This is a genomic window from Streptomyces rishiriensis, from assembly GCF_030815485.1.
Taxonomy (GTDB): domain Bacteria; phylum Actinomycetota; class Actinomycetes; order Streptomycetales; family Streptomycetaceae; genus Streptomyces; species Streptomyces rishiriensis_A.
Genome location: NZ_JAUSWV010000002.1, coordinates 5,937,529 through 5,953,869, shown reverse-complemented (window position 1 = coordinate 5,953,869; position 16,341 = coordinate 5,937,529). Strand labels below are relative to the sequence as shown.

Annotated in this window: 11 protein-coding genes and 2 pseudogenes; 2 read left to right on the top strand and 11 right to left on the bottom strand. The window is 72.4% G+C overall.

The genetic code is table 11. The features are described from left to right. Nucleotides 1–19: 19 nt before the first annotated feature. The 3 genes from QF030_RS29100 to QF030_RS29090 form a co-directional block, all read right to left on the bottom strand. Nucleotides 20–1,900 (bottom strand): acetolactate synthase large subunit, encoded by a 1,881-nt coding sequence (locus tag QF030_RS29100; RefSeq protein WP_307165547.1) that lies wholly within the window; start codon nucleotides 1,898–1,900, stop codon nucleotides 20–22. Between the two features lie 242 nt (nucleotides 1,901–2,142). Then, nucleotides 2,143–5,241 (bottom strand): putative bifunctional diguanylate cyclase/phosphodiesterase, encoded by a 3,099-nt coding sequence (locus QF030_RS29095; protein ID WP_307165546.1) that lies wholly within the window; start codon nucleotides 5,239–5,241, stop codon nucleotides 2,143–2,145. Nucleotides 5,242–5,651: 410 nt separating this feature from the next. Next, nucleotides 5,652–6,605 carry a 2-hydroxyacid dehydrogenase gene (locus QF030_RS29090; RefSeq protein WP_307165545.1) on the bottom strand — a complete coding sequence of 318 codons (954 nt, stop codon included), beginning with the start codon at nucleotides 6,603–6,605 and terminating at the stop codon, nucleotides 5,652–5,654. A gap of 76 nt (nucleotides 6,606–6,681) precedes the next feature. Between QF030_RS29090 and QF030_RS29085 the strand changes: the two genes are divergently transcribed. After that, a complete protein-coding gene (locus QF030_RS29085) occupies nucleotides 6,682–7,677 on the top strand; it encodes an aldo/keto reductase (RefSeq protein WP_307165544.1) in 996 nt (331 codons plus the stop codon). Between the two features lie 155 nt (nucleotides 7,678–7,832). Continuing rightward, nucleotides 7,833–8,939, top strand: a complete 1,107-nt coding sequence (locus tag QF030_RS29080; protein WP_307167731.1) for a PQQ-dependent sugar dehydrogenase — start codon at nucleotides 7,833–7,835, stop codon at nucleotides 8,937–8,939. 6 nt (nucleotides 8,940–8,945) lie between these two features. Here the strand turns inward: QF030_RS29080 and QF030_RS29075 are convergent, their stop codons facing one another. The 8 genes and pseudogenes from QF030_RS29075 to gatB form a co-directional block, all read right to left on the bottom strand. Continuing rightward, nucleotides 8,946–9,125 carry a DUF6191 domain-containing protein gene (locus QF030_RS29075; protein ID WP_307165543.1) on the bottom strand — a complete coding sequence of 60 codons (180 nt, stop codon included), beginning with the start codon at nucleotides 9,123–9,125 and terminating at the stop codon, nucleotides 8,946–8,948. Nucleotides 9,126–9,192: 67 nt separating this feature from the next. Further along, nucleotides 9,193–12,281: pseudogene (locus QF030_RS29070) on the bottom strand (helix-turn-helix transcriptional regulator). Between the two features lie 95 nt (nucleotides 12,282–12,376). Next, nucleotides 12,377–12,586: a hypothetical protein gene (locus QF030_RS29065; RefSeq protein WP_307165542.1), complete on the bottom strand. Its 210-nt coding sequence runs from the start codon at nucleotides 12,584–12,586 to the stop codon at nucleotides 12,377–12,379. Between the two features lie 195 nt (nucleotides 12,587–12,781). After that, nucleotides 12,782–13,387 (bottom strand): hypothetical protein, encoded by a 606-nt coding sequence (locus QF030_RS29060; RefSeq protein ID WP_307165541.1) that lies wholly within the window; start codon nucleotides 13,385–13,387, stop codon nucleotides 12,782–12,784. Nucleotides 13,388–13,422: 35 nt separating this feature from the next. After that, nucleotides 13,423–13,998, bottom strand: a complete 576-nt coding sequence (locus tag QF030_RS29055) for a GNAT family N-acetyltransferase (RefSeq protein ID WP_307165540.1) — start codon at nucleotides 13,996–13,998, stop codon at nucleotides 13,423–13,425. Beyond that, nucleotides 13,976–14,197: pseudogene (locus QF030_RS29050) on the bottom strand (MMPL family transporter); the annotation flags it as partial. The pseudogene QF030_RS29050 and the gene QF030_RS29055, both read right to left, overlap by 23 nt. A 103-nt stretch (nucleotides 14,198–14,300) precedes the next feature. Beyond that, nucleotides 14,301–14,720 carry a hypothetical protein gene (locus tag QF030_RS29045; protein WP_307165539.1) on the bottom strand — a complete coding sequence of 140 codons (420 nt, stop codon included), beginning with the start codon at nucleotides 14,718–14,720 and terminating at the stop codon, nucleotides 14,301–14,303. A gap of 97 nt (nucleotides 14,721–14,817) precedes the next feature. Continuing rightward, nucleotides 14,818–16,332 carry an Asp-tRNA(Asn)/Glu-tRNA(Gln) amidotransferase subunit GatB gene (gatB, locus tag QF030_RS29040; protein ID WP_307165538.1) on the bottom strand — a complete coding sequence of 505 codons (1,515 nt, stop codon included), beginning with the start codon at nucleotides 16,330–16,332 and terminating at the stop codon, nucleotides 14,818–14,820. Nucleotides 16,333–16,341 lie beyond the last annotated feature (9 nt).

Sequence of the window (16,341 nt, the reverse complement as noted above, 5' to 3'; positions counted from 1 at the left end):
CTTCTTACGTCTCTCTCGCTCAGTCGTCTTCGTTGTCGCCGAAGTCGGGGCGGACGTCCCGGGCGGCCAGGATCTCGTCGTTGGAGGTGCCGGCGGCGACCATCGGCCACACCATCGCGTCCTCGTGGACGATGAAGTCGACGACGACGGGACGGTCGTTGATGGAGTTCGCCTCCTCGATGACCTTGTCGAGGTCGTCCGGGGACTCACAGCGGATCGCGTAGCAGCCCATGGCCTCCGACAGCTTCACGAAGTCCGGGACGCGGGTGCCGGCGCTGGGCTGCTTGCCCGCGGCGGAGGCGCCGTCGGGCACGGCGGCCTGCGGACCGCTGTGCAGCACGGTGTTGGAGTAGCGCTGGTTGTAGAACAGGGTCTGCCACTGGCGGACCATCCCGAGGACGCCGTTGTTGATGATGGCGACCTTGATCGGGATGTTGTTCAGGGCACAGGTGGTGAGCTCCTGATTGGTCATCTGGAAGCAGCCGTCGCCGTCGATGGCCCAGACGGTCTGGCCCGGGACACCCGCCTTGGCGCCCATCGCGGCCGGGACCGCGTAGCCCATCGTGCCCGCGCCGCCGGAGTTCAGCCAGGTGGCGGGCTTCTCGTACTGGACGAAGTGCGCGGCCCACATCTGGTGCTGGCCGACGCCCGCCGCGAAGATCGTGCCCTCGGGGGCGAGCTGCCCGATGCGCTCGATGACCTGCTGCGGGGAGAGCGAACCGTCGGCGGGCTGGTCGTAGCCGAGCGGGTAGGTCTCGCGCCAGCGGCTCAGGTCCTTCCACCAGGCGCTGTAGTCGCCCTGCTGACCCTCGCTGTGCTCCTTCTGGACGGCCTGGACCAGATCGGCGATGACCTCACGCGCGTCGCCGACGATCGGCACGTCGGCGGCCCGGTTCTTGCCGATCTCCGCCGGGTCGATGTCCGCGTGCACGATCTTGGCGTAGGGCGCGAAGCTGTCGAGCTTGCCGGTGACGCGGTCGTCGAAGCGGGCGCCGAGGGCGACGATCAGGTCGGCCTTCTGCAGACCGGTGACGGCGGCCACCGAGCCGTGCATGCCCGGCATGCCCAGGTGCAGCGGGTGGCTGTCGGGGAACGCGCCGAGCGCCATCAGCGTGGTGGTGACGGGCGCGCCCGTCAGCTCCGCGAGGACCTTCAGCTCGGCGGTGGCGCCGGCCTTGAGGACGCCTCCGCCGACGTACAGGATCGGGCGCTTGGCGGCGGTGATCAGCTTGGCCGCCTCGCGGATCTGCTTGGCGTGCGGCTTGGTCACCGGACGGTAGCCGGGCAGGTCCATGGTGGGCGGCCAGGAGAACGTGGTCTTCGCCTGGAGGGCGTCCTTGGCGATGTCGACCAGGACCGGGCCGGGCCGTCCGGTGGACGCGATGTGGAACGCCTGCGCGATGACCTGCGGGATGTCCTCGGCCTTGGTGACCAGGAAGTTGTGCTTGGTGATCGGCATGGTGATGCCGACGATGTCCGCCTCCTGGAAGGCGTCCGTGCCGATCGCCTTCGACGCCACCTGCCCGGTGATCGCCACGAGCGGCACCGAGTCCATGTGGGCGTCGGCGATCGGGGTCACCAGGTTGGTGGCGCCGGGGCCCGAGGTGGCCATGCAGACCCCGACCCGGCCGGTGGCCTGCGCGTATCCGGTGGCCGCGTGACCGGCGCCCTGCTCGTGGCGGACCAGGACGTGGCGGACCCTCGTCGAGTCCATCAGCGGGTCGTAGGCGGGGAGGATCGCGCCGCCCGGAATGCCGAATACCGTGTCGGCGCCGACCTCCTCGAGAGAACGGATGAGGGACTGCGCACCCGTCACGTGCTCGACGGTCGCGGAGTGCTGTCCTCCGGATCGGGGCCGCGGCTGCGGATGGGCCCCGGTGGCCTGCTCGGTCATCGGCATTCTCTTCTCGATGCTGAGGGTTTTACTGAGGGTTTTTCAGGGCTGCGGCACGAATGCCGCGGCGGGTTTTGTGCAACAAAAAACCCCTCGTGCCAAAAGGCAAGCGAGGGGAGCGCGCCGGGTGTGGGTCGCTGGGAGTTCCGGGTCCGTCCGGAGCGTCACCAACTTCAGCCGACGCGCTTTCCAAGTACGAGAATTCGGGTGCGCATGGCATTGACCCTCCCCCCGGCGCGCACCGACTGTCAAGTGGGTGGGACGGGAGTCTCATTATGTGAGCGAAGGACACTTCCGCTCCCCAGGACGGCCGTGACACCGCCGGCGACGCCACCGGCGTGGACACCACCGGTGTACACCCCCGCGCCACCGCCCGCGAAAGCGGGCTCGGCCGGACCGTGCGGCACCGGATAGCGGCCGTGGGCGAGGGCCCGGCGCAGCCGGTACTCGTCGAGCGGTCCGGAGAACGCCATGCCCTGGCCGTGCGTACAGCCCATCGCGCGCAGGGCGACCACCTGCTCGGGCAGATCCACGCCCTCGGCGACGGACTGGAGCCCGAGGTCGGTGGCGATCCGCAGGAGACCACTGGTGATCTTGTGCAGCCGAGCGGACTCGACGACCCCCTCGACCAGCGAGCGGTCGAGCCTGAGCACGTCGACGGGGAGCCGCCGCAGCGCTGTGAGGGCCGCGTAGCCGCTGCCGAAGCCGTCGAGGGCGATGCGCACCCCCAGGCGCCGCAGTGCGCCCAGACGGCGCTCCAGCTCGTCCAGCGGCACCCTCGGGTCGGTGTCGGAGAGCTCCACCACCAGGGAGCCCGACGGCAGCCCGTGCCGGGTCAGCAGCGCCTCCACCGAGCCCAGCGGCATCGACCGGTCCAGCAGCCTGCGGGCGCCCACCCGCACGACCACCGGCAGGGTGAGCCCGCTCGCGGCCCGGTCGGCGGCCTGTTCGACGGCCTCCTCCAGCACCCAGCGCCCGAGCTCGGCCGTCTTGTCGCTGTCCTCCGCCACCCGCAGGAACTCGGCGGGCGTGAAGAGCACCCCCTGCGAGGAGCGCCAGCGGGCCTGTGCGGTGACCGACGAGATCCGGCCGTCCTCCAGCCGCACCACGGGCTGGTGCAGCAGCGCGAACTCGCCGTCGTGCAGCGCGGCACGCAGCCGCGTGGCCAGCTCCGCCTTGCGTACGACGTCCTGCTGCATCTGCGGCCTGTACAGCTCGACCCGGCCCTTGCCGCCCGCCTTCGCCCGGTACATGGCGAGGTCGGCGTTGCGCAGCAGCTCGCCGGTGCCCAGACCGGCTTCGGCGAAGGCGACCCCGATGGAGGCGGCGACCCGGACCTCGTTCCCGTCGATGAGGTACGGCTGGGACAGCGTGAGCCTGAGGCGGTCGGCGAGTTCCACTATGTGGCGTTCCCTGGCGGCGCGGTCGCGGGTGCCGTCGCCGACGATCAGGGCCGCGAACTCGTCGCCGCCGAGCCGGGAGGCGGTGTCGCCCTTGCGGACCGCGTCCTGGAGCCTGCGGGCGGCCTGGACCAGCAGTTCGTCGCCGGCCGCGTGACCGATCGTGTCGTTGACGGCCTTGAACCCGTCGAGGTCGATGAAGAGGACCGCCGTGTTGCGCAGCGCGATGCCCCGGTCGGAGCTGCGGCGGCCGGACAGGGCCTGCTGGACGCGCCGGGTGAACAGGGCGCGGTTGGGCAGGTCGGTGAGCGGGTCGTGTTCGGCGTTGTGCTGGAGCTGCGCCTGGAGCCGCACCCGCTCGGTCACGTCCCGGCTGTTGAAGATCAGGCCGCCGTGATGGCGGTTGACGGTCGACTCGACGTTGAGCCAGCCGCCGTCGCCTGAACGGAACCGGCACTCGATGCGGGTGGTGGGTTCCTCCGAGGGAACGGCGGCGAGGAAGCGGCGTACCTCGTGCACCACGCAGCCCAGGTCCTCGGGGTGGATGAGGTCGGCCAGTTCGGAACCCACCAGGTCCTCGGCCGGCCGGCCGTAGACCCCGGCGGCGGCCGGGGAGACGTAGCGCAGGACGCCGCTGGGCGCGGCGATCATGATGACGTCGCTGGAGCCCTGCACCAGGGAGCGGAAGTGGTTCTCCTTCTGCGCCAGCTCCTGGGTGAGGGTGATGTTGTCGAGCAGCATGATCCCCTGGCGCACCACGAGGGCGAGCACGACCGTGCCGCCGGTCAGCAGCACCACGCGGTCGACGCTGCGGCCGTTGAGGACGTTGTAGAGGATGCCCAGGGTGCAGACGGCCGCGGCGAGATAGGGCGTGAGGGCGGCCAGGGAACCGGTGATGGGCCGGGTGACCGGATACCGGCTGTGGTCGCCTCCCTGCGGAGGCGCCTGGTCGGGGCGCTGGGCCGAGGGGTGCGCGGACGCCGGCGCGGACGCTGCGGCCGCCGGGCGCGACGGCCCGTGGGGGCGCCCTGTGGGGCGCTGGCCCGGTACGTGTTCGTGCACCACACGCGTGTGCCCCTCATTCGCGGCCGACCGCTGCCCGCGGGAGGCGGCCCACGGCGCGTACGCCAGAAGCAGCGAACCCGCGAACCAGCCCGCGTCGAGGAGCTGGCCCGAGCGGTAGTTGTTGTGCAGCAGCGGCGAGGTGAACAGGGCGTCGCACATGACGGTCAGCGCGAGTGCGCCGACGGCCGTGTTGACCGCCGTGCGGTTCACCGCCGTGCGCCGGAAGTGCAGCACCAGCACCATGCTCACCAGGGCGATGTCGAGCAGCGGGTACGCGAGCGACAGCGCGGCGTGCGCCACGCTCGGTCCGTCGAACTTCGCCGCCTGGGCGAGCGCGAGGCTCCAGGAGAGGGTGAGCAGCGAACCGGCGATCAGCCAGGCGTCCAGGGCCAGGCAGACCCAGCCCGCCTTCGTCATGGGTCGGGCGGCGAGCACGAGCAGTCCCACGATGGCGGGGGGTGCGAAGCAGAGGAAGAACAGGTCGGCGAGGCTGGGGCTGGGCACGGGCCGTCCGAGGACCACCTCGTACCACCCCCAGACCAGGTTGCCGAGGGCCGCCATCGAAGAGGAGATCGAGAACAGCAGCCACGCGGGCCGAAACCGGACGCGGCGTCCGCGCGCGTAGAGGAAGCAGGACACGGCCGCGGTGCCCGCCGCCCCCGCCAGCCCGAAGTCGCCCATGATCAGCGCCAGTCGGTCGGAGCCCCAGCCCACCGCGGAACCGATGGCGTATCCCCCGCACAGGAGGGCGAGCAGCAGTTGCTGGGCCAGGTTCGTCCCGGCGCCGCCGGTGGACGGCCGCGCGGTGCGCGGCGTCCTCGCCGAAGGCTGTGTCCGCGGCACTCCGTCGAGGAGGGGCGTGGAGGTCGGCGGCGGACTCACCGGGTCCTCCCGGTCCGCGTCACTCCCGGATCCCTCGGGTCCCGGACCGCCGGTGGCGCGTGCTTCCCGTGGCCGCCGTGCCGGTGGCGGTGACGGCCGGGGTGATTGCCGTGCCCGGGTCGGCGCGTGGTGGAGCGCCAGGGTCGCCGCCGACGGCTCCGCCGCGTCGGATCGTTCGTCCATAGGCCGTGCATCGCCCGTCGCCCCCCTCACAAGTCTGAAATGTGCATCCCTGACGCCGAAGTGCGCGGCGTAGCCCCTGTCGGGACGATACACCAGTCTCGTCACTCAGGGACATAGTTCCTCTACGCTGCGTGACGATCATCGGCATATGCGCCCGGAAGGGGTACGGACCGCGTCCGGGGGACTGCGGAGGGTGCTCGAACCGGCCTACGCGAGCGCCCCGGCCGTCACGATCCGTCCGCCGTGCCCGTAGTGAGGATCACGTTGCGCAGCGGCTCCCGGTTCACGAAGCGGCCCAACTGGTCCACCAGCAGGCGCACGGCGCGGGGCAGGAAGGCGGAGGTGGGTCCGCCGACGTGCGGGCTGACGAGAACGCCCGGCGCGTTCCACAGCGGGTGGCCCGGGGGCAGGGGCTCGGGGTCGGTGACGTCCAGCGCCGCGCCGAGCCGGCCGCTCTCCACTTCGGTGAGCAGGGCCTTGGTGTCGACGACCCCGCCGCGGGCCACGTTCACGAGCAGCGCGCCGTCCTTCATCCGGGCCAGGAAGTCGGCGTCGACCAGGCCGAGAGTGCTCTCGTTCAGCGGTGTGCAGAGGATCACGACGTCCGCGTCGGGAAGCAGGGCGGGGAGTTCGGCTATCGGGTGCACCGGACCGCGCGCCGTCGTGCGCCAGGAGCGCGCGACGCGCGCCACCCGCGCCACCTCGAAGGGCACGAGCCGGTCCTCGATGGCGGAGCCGATGGAGCCGTACCCGACGATGAGCACGTTCTTGTCGGCGAGCGCGGGCCGGAACCCGCTGAGCCACTCCCCCCGGTCCTGGGCCCGGACGAAGTCGGGGATCCCGCGCAGCGACGCGAGGACCAGGGTGAGCGTGAGTTCGGCCGTGCTCGCCTCGTGCACTCCCCGTGCGTTGCACAGCCGCACGCCCGGACGCAGCGAGCCGAGGGCCGGCACCACGTGGTCGATGCCCGCGGACAGGGTCTGGACGACCTCCAGTGAGGTCATCTCGGGCAGCGGCCGCTGCCCGAGGGCGGCGGGCTTCATGTAGGGGACGACGTAGAAGAGGCAGTCGGCCGGGTCCGCCGGGTAGTCCTCCGCTCCGTTCCAGAAGCGGTAGTTCGGCCCCTGCGGGAGGCCCTCGATCTCTTCCGGAGGGATGGGAAGCCAGACGTCAGCGCTCATGGTCAGGAGGCTATGTCAGGTACGCGCGGGTGCAGAGGTTAGGTTGGGGGCTCGGGTGAGGGAGGGTCACGGGCAGGTGGAGCGCAGGACGATCGGCGCGGGGGCGCTCGAGGCGGGTGCCGTGGGTCTCGGGTGCATGCCGATGAGCTGGGCGTACAGCGGGTCGCGGCAGCGGGGCGACGAGTCGCTCCGGGCGGTGCACCGGGCGCTGGACGCGGGTTCGTCCCTGCTGGACACCGCCGACATGTACGGCCCGTTCACCAACGAACTGCTGCTGGGGCGGGCCTTGAAGGAGCGGCGCGGGGACGCGTTCGTGTCGACGAAGGTCGGTCTGCTCGTCGGTGAGCAGCACATCGTGGCGAACGGCCGGCCGGGGTACGTGAAACGGGCCTGCGACGCCTCGCTCCGACGCCTGCAGACGGACGTCATCGACCTCTACCAGCTGCACCGGGCCGATCCCGAGGTCCCGGTCGAGGAGACCTGGGGCGCGATGGCGGAACTCGTCCGGGCGGGCAAGGTGCGCGCGCTGGGGCTGTGCGCGGTGGGCGCCCGGGGTGGTCGCCGGTCCGGCGGCCTGTACGACGGAACGATTCGGCAGTTGCGGCGCGTCCAGCAGGTCTTCCCGGTGAGCGCCGTGGAGGCGGAGCTGTCGGTGTGGTCCCGCGAGGCGCTGGGCGCCCTGCTGCCCTGGTGCGAGGCACGGGGGGTGGGCTTTCTGGCCGCGATGCCGCTCGGCAACGGCTTCCTCACCGGCACCCTCACCCCCGGCCAGGGCTTCGAACCGGACGACATGCGCGCCCGGCACCCTCGTTTCACCGCCGAGATGATGGCCGCGAACCAGCCGATCGTCGCCGGGCTGCGCCGCGTCGCCGCGCGGCACGGCGAGGCCGTGACGGCCGCGCAGGTGGCGCTGGCCTGGGTGCTGGCGCAGGGCCGGCACGTGATCCCGGTGCCGGGCGCCAAGCGGGAACGCTGGGTGGCGGAGAACGCGGCGGCGGCGGGCCTGCGTCTGACGCCGCAGGATCTGACGGAGGTGGCGGAGCTGCCCGGGGCCCAGGGGTCGTGGGAGTAGTCCCGCTTTCGGGTCGCGACGGCCCGGATCGGGAACCCCTGGGGCACGGGCGACGTAGGACAGATGAAGCCCGCCGCAGGAACCGCCGCGTCGAAGGGACCAGGATCGTGCAACGTCGAGCTGTTTCAGCCGTGTTGGCCGCGAGTGCTCTGCTGATGACGGCGGCCTGCTCCTCCGACGCCGGGGGGTCCTCGGGCGCCTCGCCCAGCGCGTCCCCGAGCCGTACGGCGGCCGCGGCCTCCCCGTCCGCCGAGATGACCCCGCCCGCGAAGGGCACCGTCGAGGTGGTGCGCACGGTCGCCGAGGGCCTGAACACGCCCTGGGGCCTCGCGCCGCTCCCCGAGGGCGGCCTCCTGGTCGCCTCACGTGACGAGGGCACGATCACCCGGGTGGATCCGGAGACGGGCAGGAAGACCGAGCTGGGCGAGGTGCCGGGGGTGTCGGCGGCAGGCGAGGGTGGCCTGCTGGGCCTCGCCCTCTCCCCCGACTACGCGTCGGACCACATGGTCTACGCGTACTTCACCTCTGCCTCGGACAACCGCGTCGTCCGGATGATCTACGACCCCGCGCGCCCCTCCGGCGACCAGCTGGGGGCGCCCGACACGGTCTTCAAGGGCATCCCCAAGGGCATGATCCACAACGGTGGCCGGATCGCCTTCGGTCCCGACCGGCTGCTCTACGTCGGCACCGGCGAGAGCGGCGACCGGGGCCTGGCCCAGGACAAGAAGTCCCTCGGCGGCAAGATCCTGCGGCTGACCGCCGAGGGCGAGCCGGCCGCCGGAAACCCGTTCCCGGACTCCCCCGTGTACTCGTACGGACACCGCAACGTGCAGGGGCTGGCCTGGGATGCCGAGCAGCGCCTCTTCGCCGCGGAGTTCGGCCAGGACACCTGGGACGAGCTGAACGCGATCGTGCCGGGCGCCGACTACGGCTGGCCGGCAGCCGAAGGAAAGACCGGGGACCCGAAGTTCCGGAACCCGATGGCCCAGTGGCACACCGACGAGGCCTCGCCCAGCGGCATCGCCTGTGCCGAGGGCTCGATCTGGATGGCCGGGCTGAGGGGGGAGCGCCTGTGGCGCGTCCCGCTGAGGGGCACGGCGGCCTCGGCGGACCCGCAGGCCTTCCTCGAGGGCGAGTACGGTCGGCTGCGCACGGTGGTGTCTGCGGGCGGCGACAAGCTGTGGGTCACGACCAGCAACACGGACGGCCGGGGCGACCCCGAGCCGGGGGACGACCGGATCCTGGAGCTCGAGGTGACCTGAGCCGTCTCACTCGTCCTCCGCCGCGGGCTCGGAGGGCCGCACCACGACCTTTCCGGACGCGAGGTCTATCGGCCCGTGCCCGGGATCACCGTCGCCGACGTCCTCCCGGGTCAGTTCCAGCCGGTTCTGCTCGTCCCGGGTGTGCTTGCGGCCCGGCGCGAAGAGGTCCTCGAATGCGTTGAACATCGTTCTCCCATGCCGGGCCGGTTCGCGGTCGGTCGCCTGTACGGCTCCTCCGGGGTGGCCTGCCCCATTATCGCGCCATCAGCCGTTCCTCGGCTCCCGGCGGGAACAGCCCCAGCCGATGGGCCACCGCCGCCGCCTCGCCGCGGCCCGACACGTCGAGCTTGGACAGGATGTTCGAGACGTGGACGCTCGCCGTCTTCGGGGAGATGAAGAGCACCTCGGCGATCTGCCGGTTGGTGCGGCCGGCCGAGACCAGACGCAGGACGTCGCGCTCCCGGCTGGTCAGGCCCAGCGTCGTCAGCGGATCGCCGGCACCCGCCGGGGTGTCCGCAGGGCCCGTGGCGGACGTCAGGGACAGGCGGGCACGCCGTCCGAGCCGGGTGACGGCTTCGGCGAGGGGACGGGCGCCGAGGTGGGCGGCGACCGCGTGGACGAGGCGCAGCAGCTCGGCGGCCCGGTCGCGTTCGTCGTCGCCGCCGGCACAGAGGAGGGCCTCGGCCAGGCGGTGCCGGGTGCGGGCGAGGTCGTAGGGCCGCTCCAGGCACTCGAAGGCGGCGACCACCTCGGCCCAGTCCTCCGGGTCGGCGCGGCTCTCCGCACGCAGGAGCTCTGCGCGGACCCAGCGTTCGTGTGCCTGCCAGACGGGGGCGACCGTGGCGAGCGTCTTGGCTGCCGTCCGGATGCGGTCGAGGGCGTCGGCGCGGCCGGGGCCGGCGGCGGAAGCCGCCCGGGCGTCGCCCTCGGCGGAGGCCGCGGCGAGCAGCAGGGGCCAGGCGTAGCGCTGGGTGCCGGGCCGGAGGTCCCGTTCGAGCGCGCCCGCGACATGGGCGCGGGCGTCCAGCGGGCGGCCCTGGGCCGCGGCGAGTCCGATGGCGAGACGGGTCAGGGGCAGGTGGTTCTGCGGGGCGTGTTCATGGGATCCGACATAGCCCTGCGCCGCCGCCAGTCGGCGTGCGGACTCGCTGAGGTCGCCGCGGGCGAGGGCGAGTTCGGCGCGCAGGGAGGCGTGACAGCCCCGGATCGCCACCCCCTGGCCCAGCTGTCCGGCGGCGGTGCAGGCACGGTCGGCCTCGTCCCACCGGCCCAGGGAGAACAGGGACTCGGCGAGGTTCCCCCACACCCAGGCCTCGGTGTCGGGCGGTCCGTGCAGTTTGGCGAAGGCCAGGCCCTCCTCCAGGATCGGCACCGCCTCCCGGGAGCGGCCGATCCCCTCCAGTTCGGAGGGGAGGTTGACGTAGGCGTTCAGCGCGACGGAGGGGGTGTCCTCGGCGAGCGCCCGTTCTCTCACCTCGTGCAGCTCCGCGAGGCCGGCCTCGATGTGACCGGCGTCGACCATGAGGACGCCGAGGATCTGGCGGGCGTTGAGCTCGGTCTCGCGGGCGCCGACCATGCGGGCGTACTCCACGGCCCGTTCGGCGGCGCCGTAGGCCTCGGGACCGGGGACATGGACGTAGGACCAGTTGGCGATGTGGGTGAGCACCTCGGCGTGCACCCCGTTGGGCGGCAGGCCGCGCAACAGGTCCGGGCGGTGGCCAGTTCCTCGCGGCCGCTGCCCCGGCCCAGGGAGTGGGTCAGCCGGGAGCGCTGCACCCAGAACCAGGCGGAACGCAGGGGGTCGTCCTCGTCCTGCAGTAGGCGCAGCGCCCGCTTGGCGATCTTCAGGGCGCGTTCGCGTTCTCCGCAGTAGCGGCCGGCGACGGCGGCCTCGGCCATCAGGTCGAGGTAGCGCAGCGGTGTGGAGTCCGGATCGGAGCCGCTCGGGGTTCCCCCACGCCGTTCAGGCGCGGACGGAGGGGGATAGGCCTCCGTGTAGTCGACGGGGCGCAGGGCGGCCCGGATGTGCTCGGGGGCCGCCTCCCACAGTTCCATCGCCCGTTCCAGGAGCCGGAGCTGCTCGCTGTAGGCGCGTCGGCAACGGGCCTCGACGGAGGCGTCCAGGACAGCGGGGAGTGCCTTGGCCGGGTCGTGGGCGTGGTACCAGTAGCTGGCCAGTCGCATGACGCGTTCGTCGGCGGGGACCAGGGTCGGGTCGGCCTGGAGGGACTCGGCGTAACGGCGGTTGAGACGGGCGCGTTCGCCGGGGAGCAGGTCGTCGCTCACGGCCTCGCGGACCAGGGAGTGGCGGAACCGGTAGCCGTCCCCGTCGGAGGTGGTGAGCAGGATGTTGGCGCCGACGGTGGCGCGCAGTGCCTCCAGAAGTTCGTCCTCGGCGAGCCGGGCGACGGCGTCGAGCAGCCGGTACTCGACGGTGGAGCCGCCCTCGGCGATGATCCGGGCGACCTTCTGAGCGCTCTCGGGCAGTGCCTCGACGCGGACGAGCAGCAGATCGCGCAGGGTGTCGGTGAGGCCGGTGCAGCAGCCTTCGTGTGCCGCCACGGCGAGTTCCTCCACGAAGAAGGCGTTGCCGTCGGAGCGTTGGAAGATGTCGTCGACCTGGGCGGGGTCGGGTTCGGCGGCGAGGATGCCGGCGATCTGGCGGCAGACCTCGTCGCGGGTGAAGCGGGCGAGTTCGAGGCGCCGGACGGTGCGCAGCCGGTCGAGTTCGGCGAGCAGCGGGCGCAGCGGATGGCGGCGGTGGATGTCGTCCGCGCGGTAGGTGGCGAGGACGACGAGGCGGCCCGTGCGCAGGGTTCGCAGCAGGTAGGACAGCAGGTGGCGGGTGGAGGCGTCGGCCCAGTGCAGGTCCTCCAGGACGAGCACGACCGTGCGCTCGGCGGCGGCGCGCTCGAGGAGACGGGCGGTGAGTTCGAAGAGGCGGGCCATGCCCTCCTCTTCGTGACGTCGTGGCGGGACCGTCTGCCGCAGTTCGGGCAGCAGCCGGGCGAGTTCCTCCTCCTGGCCGGCCGCGGCGGCGGCCAGTTCGTCCGGCAGGGCTCGGCGCAGGGCGCGCAGTGCGGTGGAGAACGGGGCGAACGGCAGTCCGTCGGCGCCGATCTCGACGCAGCCGCCGAGCGCGACGACGGCGCCCGAGCGGTGGGCGGCCGCGGCGAACTCCTCGACGAGTCTGGTCTTGCCGACCCCGGCCTCACCGCCGATGAGCAGCGCCTGCGGCTCTCCCGCGGCGGCGCGGGAGAGCGCGTCGTTCAGGGTGTGCAACTCGTCGGCGCGACCGACGAAGACGGGGCTGACGGACCGGGTCTCCACGGGGGCGAGCATCGCACGCGGGCGCGGCGACGGCCCAGCGGATATCGCCGGGGCCCCGGCGGGAGGGCGGCCGACCCCCGTACGGCCGCCCTCCCCCGCCCCCGCGTTCACGCCGGCCGGGCGAACCCGAGCCGACGGAGGAGATGGGTATGCGACTCGCTCCCGGCGCCGCCGTCCGCCCGCTCGGCGGTGGCGCGTTCGGCGGCCTCGCGACGGGCGGCGCGACGGCTGCGGACGGCCTCGCGGGCCAGCCGCGCGTGGTCGGCCCGGCGGCGCAGTTCGGCGGAACGGGCCTGCTGGACTTCGTACTCGTACATGGTGTGTCCCCTGAGAGTCGGTTGTGGCGGCTTCGCTTGCCGCGATGCCTCAACCTTCGTCTCCCAGGGGGGTCCGCCACATCGGGAGAGTTCCGCATCTTCCGCGGCGGACGGCGCCTCGGACGCGACTGAGGGGCCTTAGGACGTCCGTGAGTGGTTCACGGTTGTCTAAGGCCCCTCGTGACCTGCGGGTGGTCAGCTCGCGGACGGCAGTCCGAGCAGGGCGTCGGTGTACTTGAGCACGGCCAGCAGCAGGCCGATGACGCCCAGCGCGACGCCTGCCCAGGAGACGGACTTGATCCAGGGGGCCTGCGGCCTGCCGGGGGCGCCGAAGGCGGGCTTGGCCAGGACGACCACACCGACGATCAGCGCGGTCAGCGCGAAGAGGCCGGCCCACAGCGCGGTGGTCTGCCAGGCGTCGCCGTAGACCTCCTTGATCTGGGTGGCCACATTGGCGCTCGACGAGGTCTGGAGCTGGCCGACCAGCGTCTCGCGGGCGGCGGCGACGGTGCCGATCCAGCCGCCGGTGAGCGAGACGACGCCGAGCGCTGCGGAGACCACGGCGCCGGCGCCCTGGCCGACCCCGGTGGAACCCGCCGCGTTGTCGGCACCCTCCTCGGCGAGGAGGGCGTCACCGTCGTCGGTGTGGTCGGTGTCGGCGGTGGCGTCCTCGACGGCCCCCGCCTCCGTCCCGGTCGCTTCGTCCGGCGCCTCGGTCTTCGTGACGTCCACCTTCTTCTCGTCGCGCTTCGCCTCGGTACCGGATTCCGTGCCGGCCTCGTCCACAGTCTTGGTTCCCATACCTCGCACCGTACGGACGCTCTCTGAGAGGTCCCTTAATGATCGTTGTGAGTGCCGCGCGCGCGGGCGTCGCGCCACTCCTGGGCGAGCACGGACCACACCTCGAGGTCGTGCCGCACCCCACGATAGGGGTACGCCTGCCGGCGGACGCCGTCGCGGGTCATTCCCAGCCGCCGGGCGACGTCCAGGCTGGGGGTGTTGCCCGCGGAGGCCACCCACTCGACCCGCTGGATCCCGCGCTGCTCCACCGCGAAGTCGATCAGCACGCGCATGGCCCGGGTGATCAGACCGCGCCCGGTGCCGGCGGGTTCCAGCCAGCAGCCGACCTCGCAGTTCGCGTCGGCGGCGTCGAAGTTCAGGAAGAGCACACCGCCCACGAGTGTGCCGTCCAGCCACAGGCCGTGCAGCGAGCCCGTGTCGGCGGCGCGCATGTCGGCGTACCGCTGGAGCGCCTCCCGCGCGGTGGCCACGTCGGTGGCCTTCGAGCCGAACGGGACGTACTGGTTGATGAACTCCCTGCCGCGCTCCAGATGTGCCAGGAACTCCGCGGCGTGCCACGGCTCCAGCGGGCGCAGTTCGGCCCCGTCGTCACCCAGCGATATCGCGTACATCCGACCGCCGCTCCTTCTCCCGTGCCTTCGCTGCCTCGGTGAGCCTCTCATGGGCGGCACGGCACTCGGGCGGCTCGATGCCGATCCGCGGCAGGCGCCGGTCGAGCCGGCGGGGCAGCCACCGGTCGGCGGCGCCGAGCCGGTGTACGAGGGCAGCCGCCGGCAGCGTCCGGAGAACGAAGGCGTCCCGGGCGACGGCGGGCAGGCGGTTGCGGAACACACCGGCGAGGGGGCTTCCACAGGAGTGGGAGGCAGATCGCAGGAGCAGGGCGGTCGCCGTGTCAGGCCTCGTCGGGCACGTGTCAGTCGGCCTGGTCGCCGATCGCCATCACCATCACCCCGGCGATGAGCAGCCACAGCGCGCGCCGCGTACGGCCGCGGGATCCCAGGAGGGCGGCGAGGCCGCAGACCGCGGCGCCGAGGGCGTACGCCGCGGGGACGAAGGCCGGGGCGGAGCCGGTGAGGCGCAGCAGGGAAGCGGCGAGTCCGGCGAGGGTGAGCAGCGCTCCGGTGCCGATCGCCGTCCAGCGGGCCCGCCGGGCGTCCTCGACGCCGTGTTCCTCGTCCGCGCCGTCGGCCGTGTCGGCGGCCGTGTCGGCGGCCGTGTCGGCGGCCGTGTCGGCGTGTTCGGCCGCGTCGGCGGCTTCGGTCGTCGCGGTCGTTCCGGCCTGCGGGCCGTCGTGTATGTCGTCCTGCGGGTCGGAGTCGGTTCGTGCCCTCATGGCGGGCGAGCGTAGCGCGTCGCGCCGGGAAGAGAGACGCCCGGGGGGAGTGCGCCGGTGCGGCGCACTCCCCCCGGGCGCGAGGAGAACGGCGGGGTCAGCCCTCGACGACGCCCAGCTTCTCCAGGATCAGCTCCTTGACACGGGCCGCGTCGGCCTGCCCACGCGTGGCCTTCATCACCGCGCCGACCAGCGCACCGGCCGCGGCCACCTTGCCACCGCGGATTTTGTCGGCGATGCCCGGGTTGCCGGCGATGGCCTCCTCGACGGCGGTGGTGAGCGCGCCCTCGTCGGAGACGACCTTCAGACCGCGCTTGTCGACGACCTCGTCCGGGGTGCCCTCGCCCGCGAGGACGCCCTCGATGACCTGACGGGCCAGCTTGTCGTTCAGATCGCCCTTGCTCACCAGCTCGGTGACCCGGGCGACCTGCTCCGGCGTGATCGCCAGCTCGTCGAGCGGGACGCCCGACTCGTTGGCGCTGCGCGCCAGTTCGCCCATCCACCACTTACGGGCGGAGGCCGCGTCGGCGCCGGCGTCGATGGAGGCGACGATCAGGTCCAGCGCGCCGGCGTTCAGGATCGACTGCATGTCGGTGGCGGAGATGCCCCACTCGGCGACCAACCGGTTGCGGCGGACCAGCGGCAGCTCCGGCAGACCGCCGCGGATCTCCTCGACCCACTCGCGGGACGGGGCGATCGGCACCAGGTCGGGCTCCGGGAAGTACCGGTAGTCCTCGGCCTCCTCCTTCACGCGGCCCGAGGTCGTCGACCCGGTGTCCTCGTGGAAGTGGCGGGTCTCCTGGACGATCGTGCCACCGCCGTTGAGCACGGCGGCGTGCCGCTGGATCTCGAAACGGGCCGCGCGCTCCACGGACCGCAGCGAGTTCACGTTCTTCGTCTCGGACCGGGTGCCGAACTTCTCCCGGCCGTGCGGGCGCAGCGACAGGTTCACGTCGCAGCGCATCTGGCCCATCTCCATGCGGGCCTCGGAGACGCCGAGCGCCTTGATCAGCTCGCGCAGTTCACGCACGTACGCCCGCGCGACCTCGGGGGCCCGCTCGCCGGCCCCCTCGATCGGCTTGGTGACGATCTCGATGAGCGGGATGCCGGCGCGGTTGTAGTCCAGCAGGGAGTGGGACGCGCCGTGGATACGGCCGGTGGCGCCGCCGACGTGCGTCGACTTGCCGGTGTCCTCCTCCATGTGGGCGCGCTCGATCTGCACCCGGAAGGTCTCGCCGTCCTCCAGCTGTACGTCGAGGTAGCCGTCGAAGGCGATCGGCTCGTCGTACTGGGAGGTCTGGAAGTTCTTCGGCATGTCCGGGTAGAAGTAGTTCTTCCGGGCGAAGCGGCACCACTCGGCGATCTCGCAGTTCAGCGCGAGACCGATCTTGATCGCGGACTCGATGCCGATCGCGTTGACGACCGGAAGCGCGCCGGGCATGCCGAGGCAGACGGGGCAGGTCTGCGAGTTGGGCTCGGCGCCCAGCTCGGTCGAACACCCGCAGAACATCTTCGTCTTGGTGCCGAGTTCGACATGGACCTCGAGGCCCATGACGGGGTCGTACGACGCCAGCGCGTCCTCGTACGACACCAGGTCGGTCGTGGTGGTCACGGTGAAACT

Bases quoted from the DNA above. Each gene is read 5' to 3' on its own strand.
- QF030_RS29100 (WP_307165547.1), bottom strand. From the start codon at position 1,900: ATGCCGATGACCGAGCAGGCCACCGGGGCCCATCCGCAGCCGCGGCCC.
- QF030_RS29090 (WP_307165545.1), bottom strand. From the start codon at position 6,605: ATGAGCGCTGACGTCTGGCTTCCCATCCCTCCGGAAGAGATCGAGGGC.
- QF030_RS29080 (WP_307167731.1), top strand. From the start codon at position 7,833: ATGACGGCGGCCTGCTCCTCCGACGCCGGGGGGTCCTCGGGCGCCTCG.
- QF030_RS29075 (WP_307165543.1), bottom strand. From the start codon at position 9,125: ATGTTCAACGCATTCGAGGACCTCTTCGCGCCGGGCCGCAAGCACACC.
- QF030_RS29065 (WP_307165542.1), bottom strand. From the start codon at position 12,586: ATGTACGAGTACGAAGTCCAGCAGGCCCGTTCCGCCGAACTGCGCCGC.
- QF030_RS29060 (WP_307165541.1), bottom strand. From the start codon at position 13,387: ATGGGAACCAAGACTGTGGACGAGGCCGGCACGGAATCCGGTACCGAG.
- QF030_RS29055 (WP_307165540.1), bottom strand. From the start codon at position 13,998: ATGTACGCGATATCGCTGGGTGACGACGGGGCCGAACTGCGCCCGCTG.
- QF030_RS29045 (WP_307165539.1), bottom strand. From the start codon at position 14,720: ATGAGGGCACGAACCGACTCCGACCCGCAGGACGACATACACGACGGC.